Source organism: Dehalococcoidia bacterium (assembly GCA_040902535.1).
Lineage (GTDB): Bacteria > Chloroflexota > Dehalococcoidia > DSTF01 > JACRBR01 > JBBDXD01.
On the sequence record JBBDXD010000019.1, the window covers coordinates 256971 to 273898 of the forward strand.

At 65.6% G+C, this 16928-nt stretch carries 20 protein-coding genes; 16 read left to right on the top strand and 4 right to left on the bottom strand.

The window, feature by feature from the left end:
• Positions 1–9: 9 nt before the first annotated feature.
• The 10 genes from ftsA to WEB52_10940 all read left to right on the top strand — a co-directional run bounded on the left by ftsA (position 10) and on the right by WEB52_10940 (position 8761).
• The gene (gene ftsA, locus WEB52_10895; GenBank protein MEX2226944.1) at positions 10–1254 is read left to right on the top strand and encodes a cell division protein FtsA; all 1245 of its coding nucleotides are present in this window, start codon (positions 10–12) and stop codon (positions 1252–1254) included.
• Positions 1255–1375: 121 nt separating this feature from the next.
• Positions 1376–2497, top strand: coding sequence for a cell division protein FtsZ (gene ftsZ / locus WEB52_10900; protein MEX2226945.1), 1122 nt, complete (start codon positions 1376–1378; stop codon positions 2495–2497).
• 285 nt (positions 2498–2782) lie between these two features.
• Positions 2783–3220, top strand: a complete 438-nt coding sequence (locus WEB52_10905) for a TIGR03668 family PPOX class F420-dependent oxidoreductase (protein ID MEX2226946.1) — start codon at positions 2783–2785, stop codon at positions 3218–3220.
• 320 nt (positions 3221–3540) lie between these two features.
• Positions 3541–4206: a transcriptional regulator NrdR gene (gene nrdR / locus WEB52_10910; GenBank protein MEX2226947.1), complete on the top strand. Its 666-nt coding sequence runs from the start codon at positions 3541–3543 to the stop codon at positions 4204–4206.
• A gap of 34 nt (positions 4207–4240) precedes the next feature.
• Complete coding sequence (locus tag WEB52_10915) at positions 4241–4621, top strand: hypothetical protein (protein ID MEX2226948.1); 381 nt, start codon at positions 4241–4243, stop codon at positions 4619–4621.
• 16 nt (positions 4622–4637) lie between these two features.
• A complete protein-coding gene (locus tag WEB52_10920; protein ID MEX2226949.1) occupies positions 4638–4928 on the top strand; it encodes a hypothetical protein in 291 nt (96 codons plus the stop codon).
• Positions 4929–5012: 84 nt separating this feature from the next.
• On the top strand, positions 5013–5276 hold the full coding sequence (locus tag WEB52_10925; GenBank protein MEX2226950.1) for a hypothetical protein: 264 nt from the start codon (positions 5013–5015) through the stop codon (positions 5274–5276).
• 31 nt (positions 5277–5307) lie between these two features.
• On the top strand, positions 5308–8097 hold the full coding sequence (locus tag WEB52_10930) for a vitamin B12-dependent ribonucleotide reductase (protein MEX2226951.1): 2790 nt from the start codon (positions 5308–5310) through the stop codon (positions 8095–8097).
• Between the two features lie 44 nt (positions 8098–8141).
• On the top strand, positions 8142–8462 hold the full coding sequence (locus WEB52_10935; GenBank protein ID MEX2226952.1) for a hypothetical protein: 321 nt from the start codon (positions 8142–8144) through the stop codon (positions 8460–8462).
• Positions 8463–8605: 143 nt separating this feature from the next.
• Positions 8606–8761, top strand: coding sequence for a hypothetical protein (locus WEB52_10940; protein ID MEX2226953.1), 156 nt, complete (start codon positions 8606–8608; stop codon positions 8759–8761).
• Positions 8762–8979: 218 nt separating this feature from the next.
• Here WEB52_10940 and WEB52_10945 read toward each other — a convergent pair whose 3' ends face one another.
• Entirely contained in the window at positions 8980–9339 is a 360-nt protein-coding gene (locus tag WEB52_10945) for a hypothetical protein (protein MEX2226954.1), read from the bottom strand.
• A 365-nt stretch (positions 9340–9704) separates the two neighbouring features.
• Here WEB52_10945 and WEB52_10950 point away from each other — a divergent pair, with 365 nt between their 5' ends.
• The 6 genes from WEB52_10950 (at position 9705) to WEB52_10975 (ending at position 15051) form a co-directional block, all read left to right on the top strand.
• Positions 9705–10133 (top strand): MarR family transcriptional regulator, encoded by a 429-nt coding sequence (locus tag WEB52_10950; protein MEX2226955.1) that lies wholly within the window; start codon positions 9705–9707, stop codon positions 10131–10133.
• Complete coding sequence (locus WEB52_10955) at positions 10130–11836, top strand: MDR family MFS transporter (GenBank protein ID MEX2226956.1); 1707 nt, start codon at positions 10130–10132, stop codon at positions 11834–11836. Before WEB52_10950 ends, WEB52_10955 begins: the two co-directional genes overlap by 4 nt.
• 25 nt (positions 11837–11861) lie before the next feature.
• Positions 11862–12200 (top strand): LysR family transcriptional regulator, encoded by a 339-nt coding sequence (locus WEB52_10960; protein ID MEX2226957.1) that lies wholly within the window; start codon positions 11862–11864, stop codon positions 12198–12200.
• Between the two features lie 90 nt (positions 12201–12290).
• The gene (locus WEB52_10965; GenBank protein MEX2226958.1) at positions 12291–13190 is read left to right on the top strand and encodes a substrate-binding domain-containing protein; all 900 of its coding nucleotides are present in this window, start codon (positions 12291–12293) and stop codon (positions 13188–13190) included.
• 20 nt (positions 13191–13210) lie between these two features.
• Complete coding sequence (locus WEB52_10970) at positions 13211–13978, top strand: ABC transporter permease (protein MEX2226959.1); 768 nt, start codon at positions 13211–13213, stop codon at positions 13976–13978.
• Positions 13963–15051 carry an ABC transporter ATP-binding protein gene (locus WEB52_10975; GenBank protein ID MEX2226960.1) on the top strand — a complete coding sequence of 363 codons (1089 nt, stop codon included), beginning with the start codon at positions 13963–13965 and terminating at the stop codon, positions 15049–15051. The genes WEB52_10970 and WEB52_10975 overlap by 16 nt, the downstream gene beginning before the upstream one ends.
• Here the strand turns inward: WEB52_10975 and WEB52_10980 are convergent.
• The 3 genes from WEB52_10980 to WEB52_10990 form a co-directional block, all read right to left on the bottom strand.
• Positions 15017–15589 (bottom strand): glycerophosphodiester phosphodiesterase, encoded by a 573-nt coding sequence (locus WEB52_10980; protein ID MEX2226961.1) that lies wholly within the window; start codon positions 15587–15589, stop codon positions 15017–15019. The genes WEB52_10975 and WEB52_10980 overlap by 35 nt on opposite strands.
• 157 nt (positions 15590–15746) lie before the next feature.
• Entirely contained in the window at positions 15747–16250 is a 504-nt protein-coding gene (locus WEB52_10985) for a secondary thiamine-phosphate synthase enzyme YjbQ (GenBank protein ID MEX2226962.1), read from the bottom strand.
• Between the two features lie 200 nt (positions 16251–16450).
• Positions 16451–16885 carry a cupredoxin domain-containing protein gene (locus WEB52_10990; protein ID MEX2226963.1) on the bottom strand — a complete coding sequence of 145 codons (435 nt, stop codon included), beginning with the start codon at positions 16883–16885 and terminating at the stop codon, positions 16451–16453.
• Between the last annotated feature and the right edge of the window lie 43 nt (positions 16886–16928).

Genomic DNA, 16928 nt, shown 5'->3' on the forward strand with positions numbered 1-16928 from the left:
AGGGCCGTCATGAGCCGTGTTGGGACGTTTGCGTCGATCGACATCGGGACGACGAAGATTTGCACCGTCGTCGGCGAGGTCTCGCATGACGACGAGATGCGCATCCTGGGGGTGGGCGTAGCGCCATCGGACGGGCTGTCGCGGGGCATGGTGGAGAACATCCGCGATGCCACGGAGTCGATCCGCGCATCAGTGGACAAAGCGGAGCGGTCGAGCGGCACGCGCATCCTTTCCGCGCACGTCGGCGTTGCCGGATCGCATATCAGCTGCCTGAACAACCGCGGCATCATCGCCATCCCCGACCGGACGCGGCCGATCATGCCGGACGACGTCGCGCGGGTGCTCGATGGTGCCCGCGTCGTCAGCATCCCGACGAACCGCGAGATCGTCCACGTTATTCCGCGCTACTACGTCGTCGACGGCCAGGACAACGTCTCGGACCCGGTGGGCATGTACGGCACGCGGCTGGACGTCGAGACGCACATCGTCACGGGCATCGACAGCGCGATCCAGAACCTGACGAAGTGCGTCGAGAACTGCGGCGTGCAGGTCGATGGCCTGATCCTCGAGCCGCTCGCCGCCGCCGAAGCGGTGCTCGACCAGGAAGAGAAGGAGCAGGGCGTCGTGCTGGCGGACATAGGAGGCGGCACGACGGCGATCGCGCTCTTCATCGAAGGCAGCGTGTATCACACAGCCGTGCTGCCCGTCGGCGGCAACCACGTGACACGCGACATCGTGGTGGGGTTGCGGGCGCCGTACCAGGCGGCGGAGGAGGCCAAGAAGAACTTCGGCCACGCGATCCCGAGCATGGTGGACGCACACGAGACGTTCGTCATGGAGGCCTTTGGCTCAGAGGGCGAGAAGACGGAACTGCGGCGCCGGCTCTGCGAGATCGTGCAGGCGCGCTGCGAAGAGATCCTGGAGATGGTCACCGCGGAGGTAAAGCGCGCCGTCCACGATGACATCGTCTCGGCCGGGATCGTCTTGACCGGCGGGACGGCGAAGCTCTCCGGCATCGACCTGCTGGCCGAGCAGGTGACCGGCTGGCCCGCGCGCACAGGCATGCCGCGCAACCTGCACGGACTGACGGACGTGCTCACCGACCCGGGCTACGCGACGAGCGTCGGTCTGCTGCAGTGGGCCGTGAACGAGGCGGAGGCGAGTTCGTGGCACAGGGCGCCGCGGGCATCGCTCGACATCAACAGCATCTGGCGGCGCGTCGGGAATTGGGCGCGCGTGTTGCTACCGGAGTAGGGCGCCACGCGCGCCAGAGGAGGTGGAGCAAGGAGGGTGAATGCCGCAAGACCGCCAATCGGTGATGTTCGAGGATGAGCTCGCAGCGATGAAACAGGAAGAAGCGATCAGGGAGGCGACCATGACAAGGACGTATTCGGACGGGCTGCCGCCAATCAAGGTCATTGGCGTGGGTGGTGGGGGCTGCAATGCCGTCAACCGCATGATCGCCGAACAGATCGCGGGCGTGCAGTTTGTCGCCGTCAATACCGATGGCCAGGCGCTGCAACAGTCGCCGGCGGAGATCAAGATCCGCATCGGCGACAAGCTGACGAAGGGGCTGGGCGTCGGCGGCGACCCGGCACGCGGCCTGCGGGCGGCCGAAGAGAGCCGCGACGAACTGTTGGAAGCCCTCCGCGGCTGCGAGATGGTGTTCGTGACGGCCGGCATGGGCGGCGGCACCGGCACCGGAGCATCGCCGATCGTGGCGGAGGTCGCGAAGGAGGCCGGCGCCCTGACGATCGGCGTCGTGACGAAGCCGTTCGGGTTTGAGGGCACAAAGCGGCGTGGCAATGCCGAAGAGGGCATCCAGCGGCTGCAGGACAAGGTTGACACGCTGATCGTCATTCCGAACGACCGGCTCCTGCAGACCTGCGACGAGAAGGCGACCGTCGAAGAAGCCTTCCGTTCCGCCGACGACGTCCTGCTGCAGGGGATCCAGGGGATCTCCGAGATCATCACCCTGCCGGGCGAGATCAACCTCGACTTCGCCGACGTGCGCAAGATCATGTCGGAGGCGGGGCCGGCGCTCATGGCGATCGGCCGCGCTTCGGGCGCAAACCGCGCGGAAGACGCCGCGCGGGCGGCCATCGCGAGCCCGCTGCTGGACGTACAGATCAACGGCGCGCGCGGCGTGCTGTTCAACGTCACGGGCGGCAAGAACCTGGGATTGCAGGAACTCAACGCAGCAGCGCAGATCATCGCCGACGTGGTCGACCCGGATGCGGAGATCATCTTCGGTACCGCGATCGACCCGCGCCTGGGCGACGAAGTGAAGATCACCGTCATCGCGACGGGGTTCGCGCGCCCTGTCGCCGTGCACCCGATACCGGAGCAGTACCGCAAGTACACGCCGGACGACGATGCGCCGCCGGCCGCGCCTGAGCCATACGAGGAGCCGCAAGCGCTCCACGCCGAGGCGGCGCCGGACCCGCGCGACACAGAGCTTCCGACGTTCCTGCGCCGCACGGTGGTGGCGCGCTGAGGGACGCCTGGGCAATCCGGGAAAGGAGGTGACTGTCTAGCCAAGTCATCCCGGAGTCGAGGTGCTCCGGGGATCTTTCCCCCACCAGGGAAAGGCAGAGGCCGTGAGCGGCGTATTGGGAGATGACGCTGCTCACGGCCGACCCTTTTTTCCGGATTGCGCGGTTCGGCGCGCCGTCCGGGCTTCGGATCGGCAGTATAGGGGATGGCGGTTGGGAAATCGGAGGTCGGATGTCGGATGTCAGCATGCCAGGGGCTCGGAGACGGGTTGTTACCATCGCGACGTATGGCGATTGATATAAGCGTCCGGGAATTCATTGAGCATCAGCGCGTCGCCCGGCTCGCGACGGTCGACGAGCACGGAAGGCCGCACGTCGTGCCGATCTGCTTCGCGCTCGCCGGCGAGGTCCTGTACTCAGCCATCGACGAGAAGCCCAAGAGCGGCGACTACCGGCGCCTGCGACGTCTGCGAAACATCGAAGCGAACCCAAACGTCCAGGTGCTGTTCGACGTTTACGACGACGCCGACTGGTCGCGTCTTCGTTATGTGCAGCTCCGCGGACGCGCACGCATCATCGACGCGGGCGACGAGCACGCCGCCGCGATCGCCCTGCTGCGCCAGCGCTACGCCCAGTACACGACGATGGCGCTCGAATCGCGGCCCGTGATCGCCATCGACATGGAGCGCGTGGTGGAGTGGCGAGCGGCCCCCACTTACGACTGAAAACTGACAACTGACGACTGCAAAAAAAGTAGCCCGACCCGGTGGAGCGACATGGGCAGATGCCGCAGAACCGGGAGCGTAGGCTACTTCGCGGACTATCCTACACCAGCGCTCGCGATTTTTCCATAACTGGGCCAATTCCTGGTTTATGATCTGCCGACCTCAGATATGACCCGCACCGGGTGACGATTTACCCTTACAATCGGGCATCTGGCACAAGATATAGCCTGTGAAGCCGGTCCGGCCCGTTGACAGGCACAACATGTGGTGGTACTCTCGCGCTTGCCGTCAATGATCTACTGATCAACACGCTTTAACAATTGACGGCGGGAGCAGAGATGCGCTGCCCGCACTGCGAATGGCTTGACTCCAAGGTCGTCGACTCACGTGAGGTCGATGATGGCGTGCGGCGCCGTCGCGAATGCCTGAACCCGGACTGCGGTGGCCGGTTCACTACCTACGAGCGCGTCCAGGCCGTGGCGCTGTACGTCATCAAGAAGGATGGACGGCGCGAGGAGTTCTCGCGCGAGAAGCTGCTCACGGGCCTGCACAAGGCCTGCGAGAAACGCCCGCTCGAAATCGGCGCCATCGAAAGCCTGGCAGGCGACATCGAATCGACGCTCTACCAGGCGAATACGCCGGAGATCCCGTCAGCATTCATCGGCGAGCTGGTCATGGACCGCCTCAGCCACTTGGATCCCATCGCCTACGTCCGGTTCGCGAGTGTCTACAGGCAGTTCGCGGACCTCGACGCCCTGAAGGACGAACTCGAAGCGCTGGCATCCGGCAGCAGGCCCGCGGGCGCACAACTGCCGCTCATGCAGGAGCCCGAGTTCGCTCCACCCTCTCTTCGGCTGCGACCGGCCGCACCGAATAATCGAACCCGTACCCGCCGCCCGGTGCGGCCGGTGCAGACTCCCACGCCCATGCCGGGCAAGGAGTCGGCATCCGAGGTTCAGCCGAAGAGACGGCGCAGGGCGCGCTGAACAGCACACGGCACAGGCAAGGAGAGCATCTGGCGTGCGCGTAGAAGGCAAGCTGTTGAATCACGAAGGCGAGTTCATCGCGAGCGGACCGTGCGAGGTCGATCGCGACCGCAATGAAGTGACAATGTGGCCATCGTGGGAGATGCACATGCTGGAGCGCGAGCGCGGCGCGCTGACGCTGGAACTCGACGATGGCACGACGCTCGACATCAGCGACCGGCACCTGACGTTCAAGCTGCGCGGGCCTTCCGAGCAGCGCGTGTCGGTATACCGGCTGCGTATCGTGGAGCGTGTGCCGGAGCACCTCACGACGGGTTACGTCGCACCCGCGCAGGCGCCGGCGCCCGCAGCGGCCGAAGATCCGGCGTCACCAGAGATGGCGAGCGGCGATGCCGCGCGCATCGAACAGCGCTGAGCGGACGAGGACAAGGATGTCGAACGTCGAAGCATTCATGGAAGAAGTCGTAGGCGATATGCGCAAGCGGCTGGCGCTGCTCGACGATGACGGCGACCGCCGCTCGATCGAAGACGGCATCGCGCTGCTCACGGACTACCGGCTGAGCAACATGGACGAGACGGTCTTCGAACGGCTGCTCGTCACGCTGCGCGCCGGGCGCTCGCCCGTCGGGCTGTCGGTGCTGAAGCCCGAAGCGATCGGCGCCGAGCTCGCGCGCCGGTGGCAAGCATTCACGCAAGGAGGCGCGATCGCAGCGCACGGGTAGTTGTCGGGGACGGCGCTGTCCGGATCACCGGCCAGCGTCCGACGTTTCCCACCAGCGATCCCGTCAGGCGCTTCGAGAGGTGGCATGAAAACGGTTGCAGTGAGCAGGGCACTCAATCAGGCTATCGCTGCCCTGGGCATGGCGGCAGCGGAGTTCTTGCAGCAGGTGCATGAAGGCGCCGTGCCCGACGTGCGCACCGCCGCGGATGAACACCTGCACGCCGTGCGCGAGTTTGCGCGCTGCACCGGCGTCGACCTCAGCGAGGTTCCGTCGTGGAACGAGAACATCACGAATTGGCGAGCCGTGGCCAGGCTCGCTTCGTCGGTCCCCGCGCGCATCGAACGGTGAAGGCAGGCTAAGCGAAAGGAATCCCGCAGTCATGGTGCTCCAGGCCGAACCAGACGTCCGCAAGAATCTCGCCAGCACATTGTTCACGGTCGAGCGCTACTTCACGCGTGCGGACAGTCACCCCTTCGATGAACTCGAGTGGGAGTACCGGACGGCGGCGATTGCCGACGAGTCCGGCAACGCTTTCTTCGAACAGAAGGACGTCGAGATCCCGGCGTCCTGGTCGCAGACGGCGACCAACGTCGTCGTGTCGAAGTACTTTCGCGGGCCGCTAGGCACCGACCGTCGCGAGAAGAGCGTGAAGCAGATGATCGGCCGCGTCGCGGATACGATCGCCGGCTGGGGACGCAGCGACGGGTACTTCCTGAGCGACGACGAGGCAGAGACGTTTCGCATCGAGCTGACGCATCTGCTCGTGAACCAGAAGGTGGCCTTCAACAGCCCGGTCTGGTTCAACGTTGGCGTCGAAGAGAAGCCGCAGTGCTCGGCCTGCTTCATCCTCTCGGTCGACGACACGATGGAGTCCATCCTGGACTGGTGCAAGACCGAGGGCATGATCTTCAAGGGCGGCTCCGGCTCCGGCATCAACTTGTCGGCGATTCGCTCGAGCCGGGAGCAGCTATCGGCGGGCGGCCAGGCGAGCGGTCCCATCTCGTTCATGCGCGGCGCCGACAGCATCGCCGGTTCGATCAAGTCCGGGGGGAAGACGCGCCGGGCCGCCAAGATGGTCGTCCTGAACGCCGACCACCCGGACATCGAGGAATTTGTCGAGTGCAAGGCGAACGAAGAACGGAAGGCTTACGCCCTGGGCGAGGCCGGCTGGGACATGTCCCTCAATGGCGACGCCTGGTCTTCGATCCAGTTCCAGAACGCGAACAATTCGATCCGCGTCACCGACGACTTCATGGCCGCGGCCATCGAGGGGCGCGACTGGTCGCTGAAGTCTGTCGTCGGCGGCGAGACGACCGCCACGGTCAACGCCCGCGACCTGCTGCACAAGATCGCGGCGGCGGCCTGGGCGTGCGGCGACCCCGGCATGCAGTACGACACGGTCATCAACGACTGGCATACGTGCGCGAATACCTCCCGCATCAACGCCAGCAACCCCTGCTCGGAGTACATGCACGTCGATAACTCCGCCTGCAACCTCGCTTCGTTGAACCTGATGAAGTTCATCGATGAGGAAGGGACGTTCGACACCGAGGCGTTCCGGCGGGCGGTGACGGTGACGATCTGGGCGCAGGAGATCATCGTCGGCAACTCGAGTTATCCGACGGAGAAGATCCGCAAGAACACCGAAGCGATGCGCCAGCTCGGTCTGGGTTACGCGAACCTCGGTGCGTTGCTTATGTCGCTCGGTCTTCCCTACGACTCCGACGCGGGCCGCGCATATGCCGCCGCGATCACCGCGCTGATGACCGGACACGCGTACGCGACGTCCGCATCGATCGCGCAGCGCGTCGGTCCGTTCAGCGCATATCATGAGAACAGGACTGCAATGTTGCGCGTGATTGCAAAACATCGTGATGTTTCGCGTACAATAGAGAATGCGTACGCGCCAAAACATTTGAGTGATGCGGCGCAGAGAGCATGGGACGATGCACTACAGCTCGGCGAGACATTCGGTTACCGAAACGCACAGGCCACAGTGCTCGCGCCTACGGGGACGATCGCGTTCATGATGGACTGCGATACGACGGGCGTTGAGCCGGACATCGCGCTGGTGAAATACAAGAAGCTCGTCGGCGGGGGCATGATCAAGATCGTCAACCAGACGGTGCCCCGGGCGCTCAAGCGCCTCGGTTACGCCCCCGGGGAGATCGACGACATCGTCCGCTTCATCGACGCCAATGACACGATCGAAGGCGCCCCATTGCTGAGGGACGAGCACCTGCCCGTGTTCGACTGCGCCTTCAAGGCGGAGAACGGGGAGCGCACCATCGGCCATATGGGGCATATCAAGATGATGGGCGCGGCTCAGCCGTTCATTTCGGGCGCCATCTCCAAGACGGTGAACCTGCCGAACGAGGCCACCATCGAGGATGTGGCCGACACCTACCTCGAGGCATGGCGGCACGGGATCAAGGCGATCGCCATCTACCGGGACGGTTCCAAGCGCGTCCAACCGCTCTCGACATCGAAGGAAGCTCAAGAGGCGGACCAGGCCGCAGCCGAGGGCCGGCCGGTCCGCCGGCGCATGCAGGACACGCGCACCTCCGTCACGCACAAGTTCTGCATCGAAGGGCACGAGGGCTACATCACGGTCGGGCTCTACGAAGATGGCTCGCCCGGGGAGATCTTCCTCTCCATGGCGAAGCAGGGCTCGACGGTGAGCGGCCTGACGGAGGCCTTCGGCCGGGCGATTTCGTACGCGCTGCAATACGGCGTACCGATCGAGGATCTGGTGCGCAACTTCAGCCACATGCGCTTCGAACCGATGGGGCGCACCGAGAACCGTGACATTCCGATCGCGCAGTCGATCATCGACTACGTGTTTCGCTGGCTCGCGAGCCGCTACATGACGCCGCAGCAGGCGTATGAGATCGGCGTGATGACGCCGGAGATCAAGGCCGCGCTGGCGTCCGGCCAGTACCCGTTGCCGATGGTGGCGGGCTCAGCGCCGGAGGCGGCGTCGACGAACGTGGCGACGAACGTGGCGCCGAGCGATGGCGCCGCAGCAGACGTGCCGTTGGTATACCGCGCGCCGCGCGTCAACGGACACGCCGATGCACCCGCATGTGCAAACTGCGGGTGGATCATGATGAGGTCGGGGACGTGTTACCGCTGTGAGAACTGCGGTAGCACGAGTGGCTGCTCCTAACGGGTAGGGAGCAACGGTCAAGGAAGACAGGAGGCAGGGAAAGCATGGCTGTAACCAGGAAGAGGGCGCGGAAGGCGACCAAGAAGTCGCCAGCCAAGAAGGCCGCCCGCAAGTCCACAGCCCGCAAGTCGACCGCTCGCAAGAGCACGGCTCGCAAGACGACCGCACGCAAGAGCACGGCGAAGAAGGCGGCCCGCAAGAGCCCGGCACGCAAGACGACCGCGCGCAAGCGGACGGCAAAGCGCACGACGGCTCGCAAGACGACCGCACGCAAGCGACCGGCCAAGGCGGCGGCGGCGAAGAGCCGCACCCGCAAGACGGCCCGTAAGACCACGGCTCGCCGGCCGGCCGCAAAGAAGAAGTAGTAGGCAACGACGGGTGGCAGCAGTCCCCGGCTGCCACCCGCCGCACGCCTCGACCCCCGACAGGCGTGTACACGTGGTTCCGGGCCCCGCCCGTTTCGGGGCCTGCCACAACCAACCAGGATGGGCGCACGGAGGAGTTGATCATGGAATCGTTCATCGTCATCGCGATCCTCGTGACGATTGTCAGCGCCTCCCTCCTCCGCCAGTTCTGGGCGCACAGGCTGGAGGTCGATGACGCGCTGACGGGTGATCTATCGGCGCCCGAGCGCGACGCCGCCGGCGAACTCAAGGCCGCATAGCAACCTCGCTTAAAACTCGATTTTCCACATAAGCGACCACCGCATCCTGTTACTGCCGGAGTAGTATCTCCTTGACGAGTAGCCCGCCGAAGGGAAGGTGGCGTCCGAAGCAGGGACGCTCCCCGCCGCCCCCTTCGGCGGGCTGCTGCTCCTACTCGAGCACACAGAGAAAGGCCCGCGTCCGTGCGGGCCTTCTCCGTTGCGTCGCTGTTGGCTGATTAGCCGCGCTGGCGCGTACCGACAAGCACTGCACCGGCGCCGGCCACGAGCGCGCCTGCGCCCAACAGCCACAGCAGCGAAGCGTCCGTACCGCTGCCGCCCGTACCCGTGCCCGTGTCAGGCAGCGCGCCGCCACCCGCATCCGGCGTCGCCGCGTCGTCGTCGGCGTCACCGGCGACCGTCGGCGTGCTGATGCCGCCCGCGGCCGTGGTCGGCGTAGTGACGCCGCCGCCGGCATCCGGCGTCGCCGTGCCGTCGTCGCCGTCAGGCGTACCGGTCGTGTCACCGGCGCCGACCGTCGGCGTGTCATCGCCGGCGAAGGCCGTATTGCCGCTCGTACCGACCGCGAACGCCAGCATGAGGAGTACGATTCCTCCGATGATGGACGCAATTCCAAATGGTTTGGCTAGAGCCATACTCTGCTTCTCCTCCTGAGAACAATGGGTGATTCCGCTTCTTCCTCAACGTATGGGCGCCCGTTTACGGAATCAATGGCTCAGGCGTCCAGTACGGGCCGTTGTAGCACCGCTGTTAGGCGCGCCCGACCACGGCGATGCCGCTTCTCAATCGCCGCCCACTCCATCCGCCGGATACGCGGTGCCCGCGCGTTGGCGCGCACCGCTCTTGTGGCGGCTCGCTCCGCCTCCGATACTTCTTAGCGTCACGCTAACTGTTCGGACGGAGCGAAGTGGCAGATCGACGAGCGCAACGACATTCCGAGGCGATGCGCCTGTACGCCCAGGCGATTGCGATCATCGACCCGATCCGCATTCGCATGTGGAGCGAGGCCGAGCTGACCACCGGGCAATTGCGGCTGATGTTCTTCCTGCACGCAGAACCAGGCGCGACGCTGGGCGCGCTCGCGGCGCACCTCGATATCGCCGCTCCGACGGCGTCGGGGCTCGTCGACCGGTTGACGCGGCAGGACTACGTGCGCCGGGCGGAAGATGCGCAGGACCGCCGGTTCGTGCGCCACGAACTGACGCCCCGGGGACAGCAGATCGTGACGGAACTCCAGCGCGAGGGGCGAACGCTCCTGACGGAGATCCTGGCGGCACTGACGGATGACGAGCTGAATACGCTGACGCGCGGACTGCAGGCGCTGGTCGCGGCGGCAGCCAATGTTGCCATCGAAACGGGAGCGCCGAATTGAGTGCGTCGCCGGCGCCGATCGATTCAGCAAAGCGCTGGACGATCATGGGCGCAGTCATGCTCGGGCTGTTCCTCTCGGCGATGGATCAGACGATCGTCGGGACGGCGATGCCGCGGATCATCGCCGAGCTGTCAGGGCTGAAGCTCTACGCGTGGGTCTTTACGTCGTACATGCTCGCCTCGACCACGTTTGTGCCGATCGTTGGCAAGCTCGGCGATATCTACGGTCGCAAGATCTTCTTCCTCACGGGCATCGTCATCTTCCTGATCGGTTCGGTGCTGTGCGGTGTGTCGCAGAACATGGTGCAGCTGATCGTCTTTCGCGGCATCCAGGGCATCGGCGGCGGGTTCATCTTTGCGAACGCGTTCGCCATCATCGCCGACCTGTTTCCGCCGGCCGAGCGTGGCAAGTACGTCGGCCTGATGAGCGGCGGCTTCGGGCTGGCGAGCGTGCTGGGCCCGCTGATCGGCGGCGGGATCACTGACCACCTTCACTGGCGCTGGGTCTTCTACGTAAACATCCCGCTCGGGCTGATGGCGCTCGTGGTCTTGGCGCTGGTGCTGCCAAAGAGCGAGCGGCACGACGCGACGCGGCGCCTGGACTATCCCGGCGCCGTGACCCTGGCGGCGGCGATCGCGCCCATGCTGCTGGCATTCTCGTGGGCAGGCGTAGACTACGCATGGACATCGCCCCAGGTCGTGCTGCCGCTCGCGTTCTCGGCATTGATGGCCGCCGCGTTCTTTATGATCGAGACGCGGGCAGACGAGCCGATCGTGCCGTTCTCGCTCTTCCGCAACCCGATCTTCGCTGTCTGCACTGCCGTAACGTTCGTCTCCGGCGCGGCGATGTTCTCGGCATCGGTGTACATTCCGCTGTTCATGCAGGGCGTGCTGAACTTCAGCGCGACGAATGCTGGCCTCGTGCTGACGCCGATGACCATCGCGATGGTGTGCGGCAGCGCGATCGGCGGCCAGGTGATCTCCCGGACGGGGCGCTATAAGGTTCTGACCGTCAGCGGCCTGACGCTCGCCACCGTCGGCTTGTTCCTGATGTCGACGCTGACGAGGGGCTCATCGCAGGTCACGGGCATGCAGTACATGGCGCTGCTGGGGTTCGGGCTGGGGTTGAGTTTCCCCACACTGGTGCTGGCAACCCAGAACGCCGTCCCGCATCGCATGATGGGCCTGACGACGTCCCTGAACCAGTTCGCGCGCTCGACGGGAGGCACGATCGGCGTCGCGATCATGGGTTCGATCCTCACACGGCGGCTCAACGACGAGCTTGCGTCCGGCATGCCGCCGCGCGTCGCGGCAGAGGCACCGCCTCCGTTGCTCAGCACGCTGCAGAATCCGCGCGTGCTGCTTGATGATGGGGCGCTTCAGCGACTGCGCGACGACGGCTTCGGTGCGCTGTTCGGCGCCGACGCCCTACCGCTGTTCGACCAGACCATCGCGTCGATGAAGGACGGCCTCGCGACGGCGATCACCGACGTCTTTCTGTTTGCCGCCGCGCTTGCGGCGATCTCCGTCGTCATCAGCCTGTTCCTGCGTGAAGTGCGGCTCGAGACGACGTATGAGGCCGCGCGAGAAGACACGCAGCTCGCCAGTGTCGATGGTTCTCCGGGCCCCGGACCGTCGGTCGTAGCGCCGACGCTGCAGCAGCCCGTCGATCGTGCTTCGATCGATCGGGACGGCGCGCCGTGATGGTGGGTCGCGTACCATGACCCGCATGCAACCGCGGGCGAAGCTCTGGCTCGAAAGGGACGGCCGCATCGTCCTCAGTGACTACCGTGTCCGCCTGCTCCGGCACATCGACGAGACAGGGTCGCTCGCGGAGGCGGCAGAACGCATGCATCTCTCCTATAGACGGGCCTGGGGCAAAGTCCGCGAGATCGAACAGAACAGCGGCATGAAACTCGTCGAGAGCGCCGCGGGCGGCGCCGGCGGCGGCGGGTCGCGCCTGACCGCCGAGGGCCGCCGTCTCGTCGAGCTGTACGATCGCTTTCGGGCGTCTGTCGAGCAGGACATGTCGCGCGAATTTGGACGCGTCTTCGACAGAGACGCCTGACGCCTTCGGCTGGACGCAACACTCCCGCAACGATATGCTCGCTCCGGCATAACGAAGGCGAGGGTCGCCCTGCTCGACGAGGAGGGGATTGTGTTCAGGAAGCACTGGCTGCTCGCGGCCGTCGCGTTGCTCATACTCACCGTCGCTGTCGCGTGCGACGATGACGAAGAAACGTCGGGAGCGGACAGCATGCCTGCGGCCGGCGCGTCGCCCCAGGCGACCAAGGCCAGCGGCGATGTGATCCTCGCCACCACGACGAGCACGCAAGACAGCGGTCTGCTCGATGTCCTTGTGCCGATGTTCGAAGACGAGAGCGGCTACAACGTCCAGATCATCGCCGTCGGTTCCGGCGCCGCGATCGAACAGGGATCGCGCGGTGACGCCGACCTGGTGCTGGTACATTCGCCGGCGGCCGAGCAGCGCATGGTCGATGAGGGCAATGGCATCGAGCGGACGTTGATCATGCACAACGACTTCATCATCGTCGGGCCGGAGTCCGATCCGGCAGGGATCGCCGCCGCCGCGACCCTTAACGACGCGATGACGGCAATCTCGTCGACCGAGTCCCAATTCATCAGCCGCGGTGACGAGTCCGGCACCAATGCGCTCGAGCTGAGCCTCTGGGAGGACGCAGGCATAGACCCGTCGGGTGGCTGGTACGAAAAGAGCGGACAGGGCATGGGCGCCACGCTCCAGATCGCCGGCCAGCGGCAGGGGTACACCATCAGTGATCGGGCGACGTACCTGTCACAGCAGGACACACTCGACCTGGCGATCCTGCTCGAAGGCGAGTCGGCGCTGCTCAACGTCTACCACACGATCGTCGTCGACCCGGACGTCCACGGCAACGTCAACGTGGACGGCGCGCGTGCGTTCGCGGCGTTCCTCGTGCGCGAAGACGTGCAGCAGGTCATCGGGGAGTTCGGTGTCGAAGACTACGGCGAACCGCTGTTTTTCCCGGATGCCGGCAAGCCTGAACCTACCGGCTGAGCTGATCGGAGGAAGACAGCATGGAATTCGTGTGGGACGCTCTTCGAGAAGCGATACGGCTGCTGGCGAACAACGACGAGCACGTGTACGAGGTGGCGTGGCGGTCGCTGCGGGTCTCGGGGACGGCGACGATCCTCGCGCTGATGATCGGCGTACCGGTCGGCGCGTTGCTGGCGTTCAACCAATTCCGCGGGCGGCTGGTGGCGCTCTCGCTGGTGAATACGGGCATGGGGATGCCACCTATCGTCGTGGGGCTCATCGTCGTCTTATTGCTGTGGCGCAGCGGCCCGCTGGGTGCGCTCGATCTCGTCTACACGACTGAGGGGATGATCATCGCGCAGACGATCATCGCCACTCCGATCATCATCGGGTTTACCGCTGCATCGATGTCCGCGCTTCCGTCGAAGCTGCGGCTGCAGGTCTACGCATTGGGTGCGTCGCGGCTGCAGATGCTCTGGCTCCTGGTGCGCGAGGTGCGGCTGCCGTTGCTCGCCGCGATCATGACGGCCTTCGGCGCCGCGATCTCGGAGGTCGGCGCGTCGGTGATGGTCGGCGGCAACCTGGAGGGCGAGACGCGCGTGCTGACGGGCGCCATCCTCCTCGAACATAGCCAGGGCGACTTCGGTCCGGCGCTCGCGTTCGGCATCATCCTGCTTGCGTTGATGGTGGCGGTGAACGCACTCTTCACATGGGTGCAGTACGGGCTTCGGCGTGACCGCTGGCAAGCGGAAGGCGGCGCGACCGCCGAAGAAGCCCTGACGCCGAATCCTACATGGTTCAGGACATAGACACGCTTAAGTTGGAGGCTCATGGCCTCATCGTGGACCGCGCGGCGCGCCGCGTGCTCGACATCGCCGAGTTCGGGCTTCCCGCGGGGCGCGTGACCGCGCTCATCGGACCGAACGGGGCGGGGAAGACTACGCTGCTCATGCACCTCGCGCTACTGGAGCGCGCAACGCACGGCAACGTGCTCTTCGAAGGCGCAGCGACGCGTGGCCGCGAGCTTGCGCTGCGCCGGCGCATGGCCGTCGTGTTCCAGGAGCCGCTGCTGCTCGATCGCACGGTCGGAGCGAACGTTGAGACGGGTATGAGTCTGCGCGGCGTGGCGCGAGACGAGCGCAAGGGGCGCGTCGCCCACTGGCTTGCCGCGTTCGGGATCACGCAGCTCGCGGAGCGTTCGGCGCGCACGCTGTCCGGCGGCGAAGCGCAACGCACGAGCCTCGCCAGGGCATTTGCGCTCGAACCCGAGGTGCTGCTGCTCGATGAGCCGTTCAGCGCGCTCGACACGCCCACGCGGGCGGCGATCATCGATGATCTTGCGGCAGCGTTGGCGGAGACCAGCGTGACGGCGATGCTCGTCACGCACGACCACGACGAGGCTGCGCGACTCGGCGATCGTGTCGCCGTCATGATCGGCGGCCGGATTCGCCAGATCGGCGCGCCGGCCAGCGTTTTCGGCGCGCCGGCGGACGAGGCGACGGCGGCGTTCGTTGGCGTCGAGACCATCGTCCCCGCCGACGTCACCTCGCGCAGCGAGGGTCTCGTGACACTGACCGCACACGGCCACGTCATCGAGGCGATCGCCTCGGGCCCGTTCAAGCGCGCGCTCGTATGTGTGCGCCCGGAGGACGTCAGCGTGTCGACCGGCGGTGAGATCGTCGCGGGGAGCGCGCGCAATCACCTGCCGGGGAGCGTCCGTCGCGTCGTCATGCTCGGCGCGGACGCCCGGGTCGAGATCGACTGCGGCTTTCCCGTGATTGCCCGCGTGACGCGCCGCTCCGTCGAGGACCTGGGACTCGCGGAAGGCGCCAGCGTCGTCGCGTCGTTCAAGGCGACGGCTGTGCACCTGATCCCGAAGTAGCTTCGGCGTCCTTGTCGAGCTCCTCGAAGATGCCGGCGTCGTCGGAAATGATGCCGTCGACCCCCCACGAGAGCAGCTCGCGGGCGCGATTGTCGTTGTTCACGGTCCACGCGTAGACGATCAGGTTTGCGGCGTGGAGGCGCTCGACCAATGCGGGGCTTAGCAGCGTATGCCGGATAGACGTGCCGGCCGGCGGGTGGTCACGCTCAGCGCGCCGAAGCAGCGCGTTGATCGCGTCGTGCCGCCCCACTGAGTAGAACATGCGCATGTCTGTCCCGGCGGTGGCCAAGCGGTCGAGCAGTTTCCACTGGTTCGACGAGACATCCGTGCGGGGCATCATTGCGTCGTGATCCTGGTGCAGTTCAAGGACGGCGTCCGCGGCGCGGAGCGAAGACGACTTGATGTCCAGGAACAGGTCGGCGCGAAAGTTGATCTCGCGCAACAGGCGCCGCAGCGAGATGACGCCCCACGCCCAGCGCACGAACCACTTGTCGAACAGCACGGGTATGCCGGGCAGCTTGCGTTCGTGGCGAAGCACCAGACGCCCGCGCGCATGCCAGAAATCACACTCGATCGCGTCGACGCGTGCTTCCAGCGCGAGGTCTAGATGGTGAAGATTGTTGCCGGCCCGGTGCGCGATCGCGACGTAGGGGCGAGGCCGGCGGCCATCGCCCGCAGTTACAGGGTCGGACTGACTAGCCGGCTCCGACAACGTTCACGAGCACCCGGCGCATCCGCGGGTGGTCGAGTTCGACGAGAAAGACGCGCTGCCAGGTGCCGAGCGCGATTCGCCCGTCGATGACCGGAACGGTCTCGCTGGCGCCCAGGAACAGGTGCTGGCAATGGGCGTGGCCGTTCGCGCACTCGTCCTCGTTCATGTTGACGGTGCGGCGGGAGAAATCGTTGTGCTCGTAGTAGGCATTAGGGGGAGCGAAGTTGCGCAGCGTCCGCGCCATGTCGCGCAGGAGCAGCGGCTCATTCTCGTTGATCTTGATCGCTGCGGTAGTGTGCTGGGAGTAGATGGACACCTGGCCGAACTGGATACCAGCCGCTTCGACGATGCCGATGACGTCATCCGTTATGTCGATGAACTCCGGTGCCGTCTTCGTCTCGTACTCCAGCGCCTCGCAGATCACCCGCGCTGCCGGGGCATCGGCCCGCGCGACCGTCTCCCTCCTGGCCTCCACGATTTGTTCCATTGCACCGCCTTCTCTGGTGTTCCGCGCCCCGGATGATCTGCGGTCATTCTCGGGGACGGGGTGCCTAAGCGCAATTCAGAGCCCGCATAACAGTCATGCGCCTGAGCGATTGCGATGCTGCCGAAACTCGCACGGATTATGTCCGCGCCTGTAACCAATACGCGCAGAAAGGGCGCGTCGATCACGGGTCCACGCATGGATCACGCGACCGTCAGCGTGCCCTTCATGTTCGGGTGCACATCGCACTGAAAGAAGTAGTCGCCCGTTTCAAGATCCAGCTCCAGCGTGTCTGTCGCGGGCCCGTTCCCGAGTGCTGTTTCGCCGACACTTTCGCCGCGCGCGTTGGCGCCGCGAAAGAAGTGGATGTTGTGCGGTGTGCCGCCGTCCGCATTCTCGAACTCGATCGTGACGGCGCCCGCCGGTGCGAGGAGTTCGTCGGTGTCAAACTCCAGGTTGCGCGCGACGATGACGATCGTGCCTTCGGCGTCGGGCGTCTTCGCTCCGCGCTCGGCAGGTGTGCCTGATGCACCCGGCGTCGTTACGGGATCGGAGTCGTCGCCGCCGCACGCCGCGACCGCCAGCCCGAAGAACGTCGCGATGAGCAGGCACGCGACCGCGATACGTCTTCCCTGCAACCTCGGCCTCCTCTGCCAGCGCGTGAAGGATCGCACAATCCAA

Coding starts and splice junctions, on each gene's coding strand:
- WEB52_10940 (MEX2226953.1), top strand. CDS start 8,606: ATGGAATCGTTCATCGTCATCGCGATCCTCGTGACGATTGTCAGCGCC.
- WEB52_10950 (MEX2226955.1), top strand. CDS start 9,705: ATGCGCCTGTACGCCCAGGCGATTGCGATCATCGACCCGATCCGCATT.
- WEB52_10920 (MEX2226949.1), top strand. CDS start 4,638: ATGTCGAACGTCGAAGCATTCATGGAAGAAGTCGTAGGCGATATGCGC.
- WEB52_10985 (MEX2226962.1), bottom strand. CDS start 16,250: ATGGAACAAATCGTGGAGGCCAGGAGGGAGACGGTCGCGCGGGCCGAT.
- ftsA (MEX2226944.1), top strand. CDS start 10: ATGAGCCGTGTTGGGACGTTTGCGTCGATCGACATCGGGACGACGAAG.
- WEB52_10970 (MEX2226959.1), top strand. CDS start 13,211: ATGGAATTCGTGTGGGACGCTCTTCGAGAAGCGATACGGCTGCTGGCG.
- WEB52_10945 (MEX2226954.1), bottom strand. CDS start 9,339: ATGCTGGCGTTCGCGGTCGGTACGAGCGGCAATACGGCCTTCGCCGGC.
- WEB52_10930 (MEX2226951.1), top strand. CDS start 5,308: ATGGTGCTCCAGGCCGAACCAGACGTCCGCAAGAATCTCGCCAGCACA.
- WEB52_10925 (MEX2226950.1), top strand. CDS start 5,013: ATGAAAACGGTTGCAGTGAGCAGGGCACTCAATCAGGCTATCGCTGCC.
- ftsZ (MEX2226945.1), top strand. CDS start 1,376: ATGACAAGGACGTATTCGGACGGGCTGCCGCCAATCAAGGTCATTGGC.
- WEB52_10960 (MEX2226957.1), top strand. CDS start 11,862: ATGCAACCGCGGGCGAAGCTCTGGCTCGAAAGGGACGGCCGCATCGTC.
- WEB52_10905 (MEX2226946.1), top strand. CDS start 2,783: ATGGCGATTGATATAAGCGTCCGGGAATTCATTGAGCATCAGCGCGTC.
- WEB52_10975 (MEX2226960.1), top strand. CDS start 13,963: ATGGTTCAGGACATAGACACGCTTAAGTTGGAGGCTCATGGCCTCATC.
- WEB52_10935 (MEX2226952.1), top strand. CDS start 8,142: ATGGCTGTAACCAGGAAGAGGGCGCGGAAGGCGACCAAGAAGTCGCCA.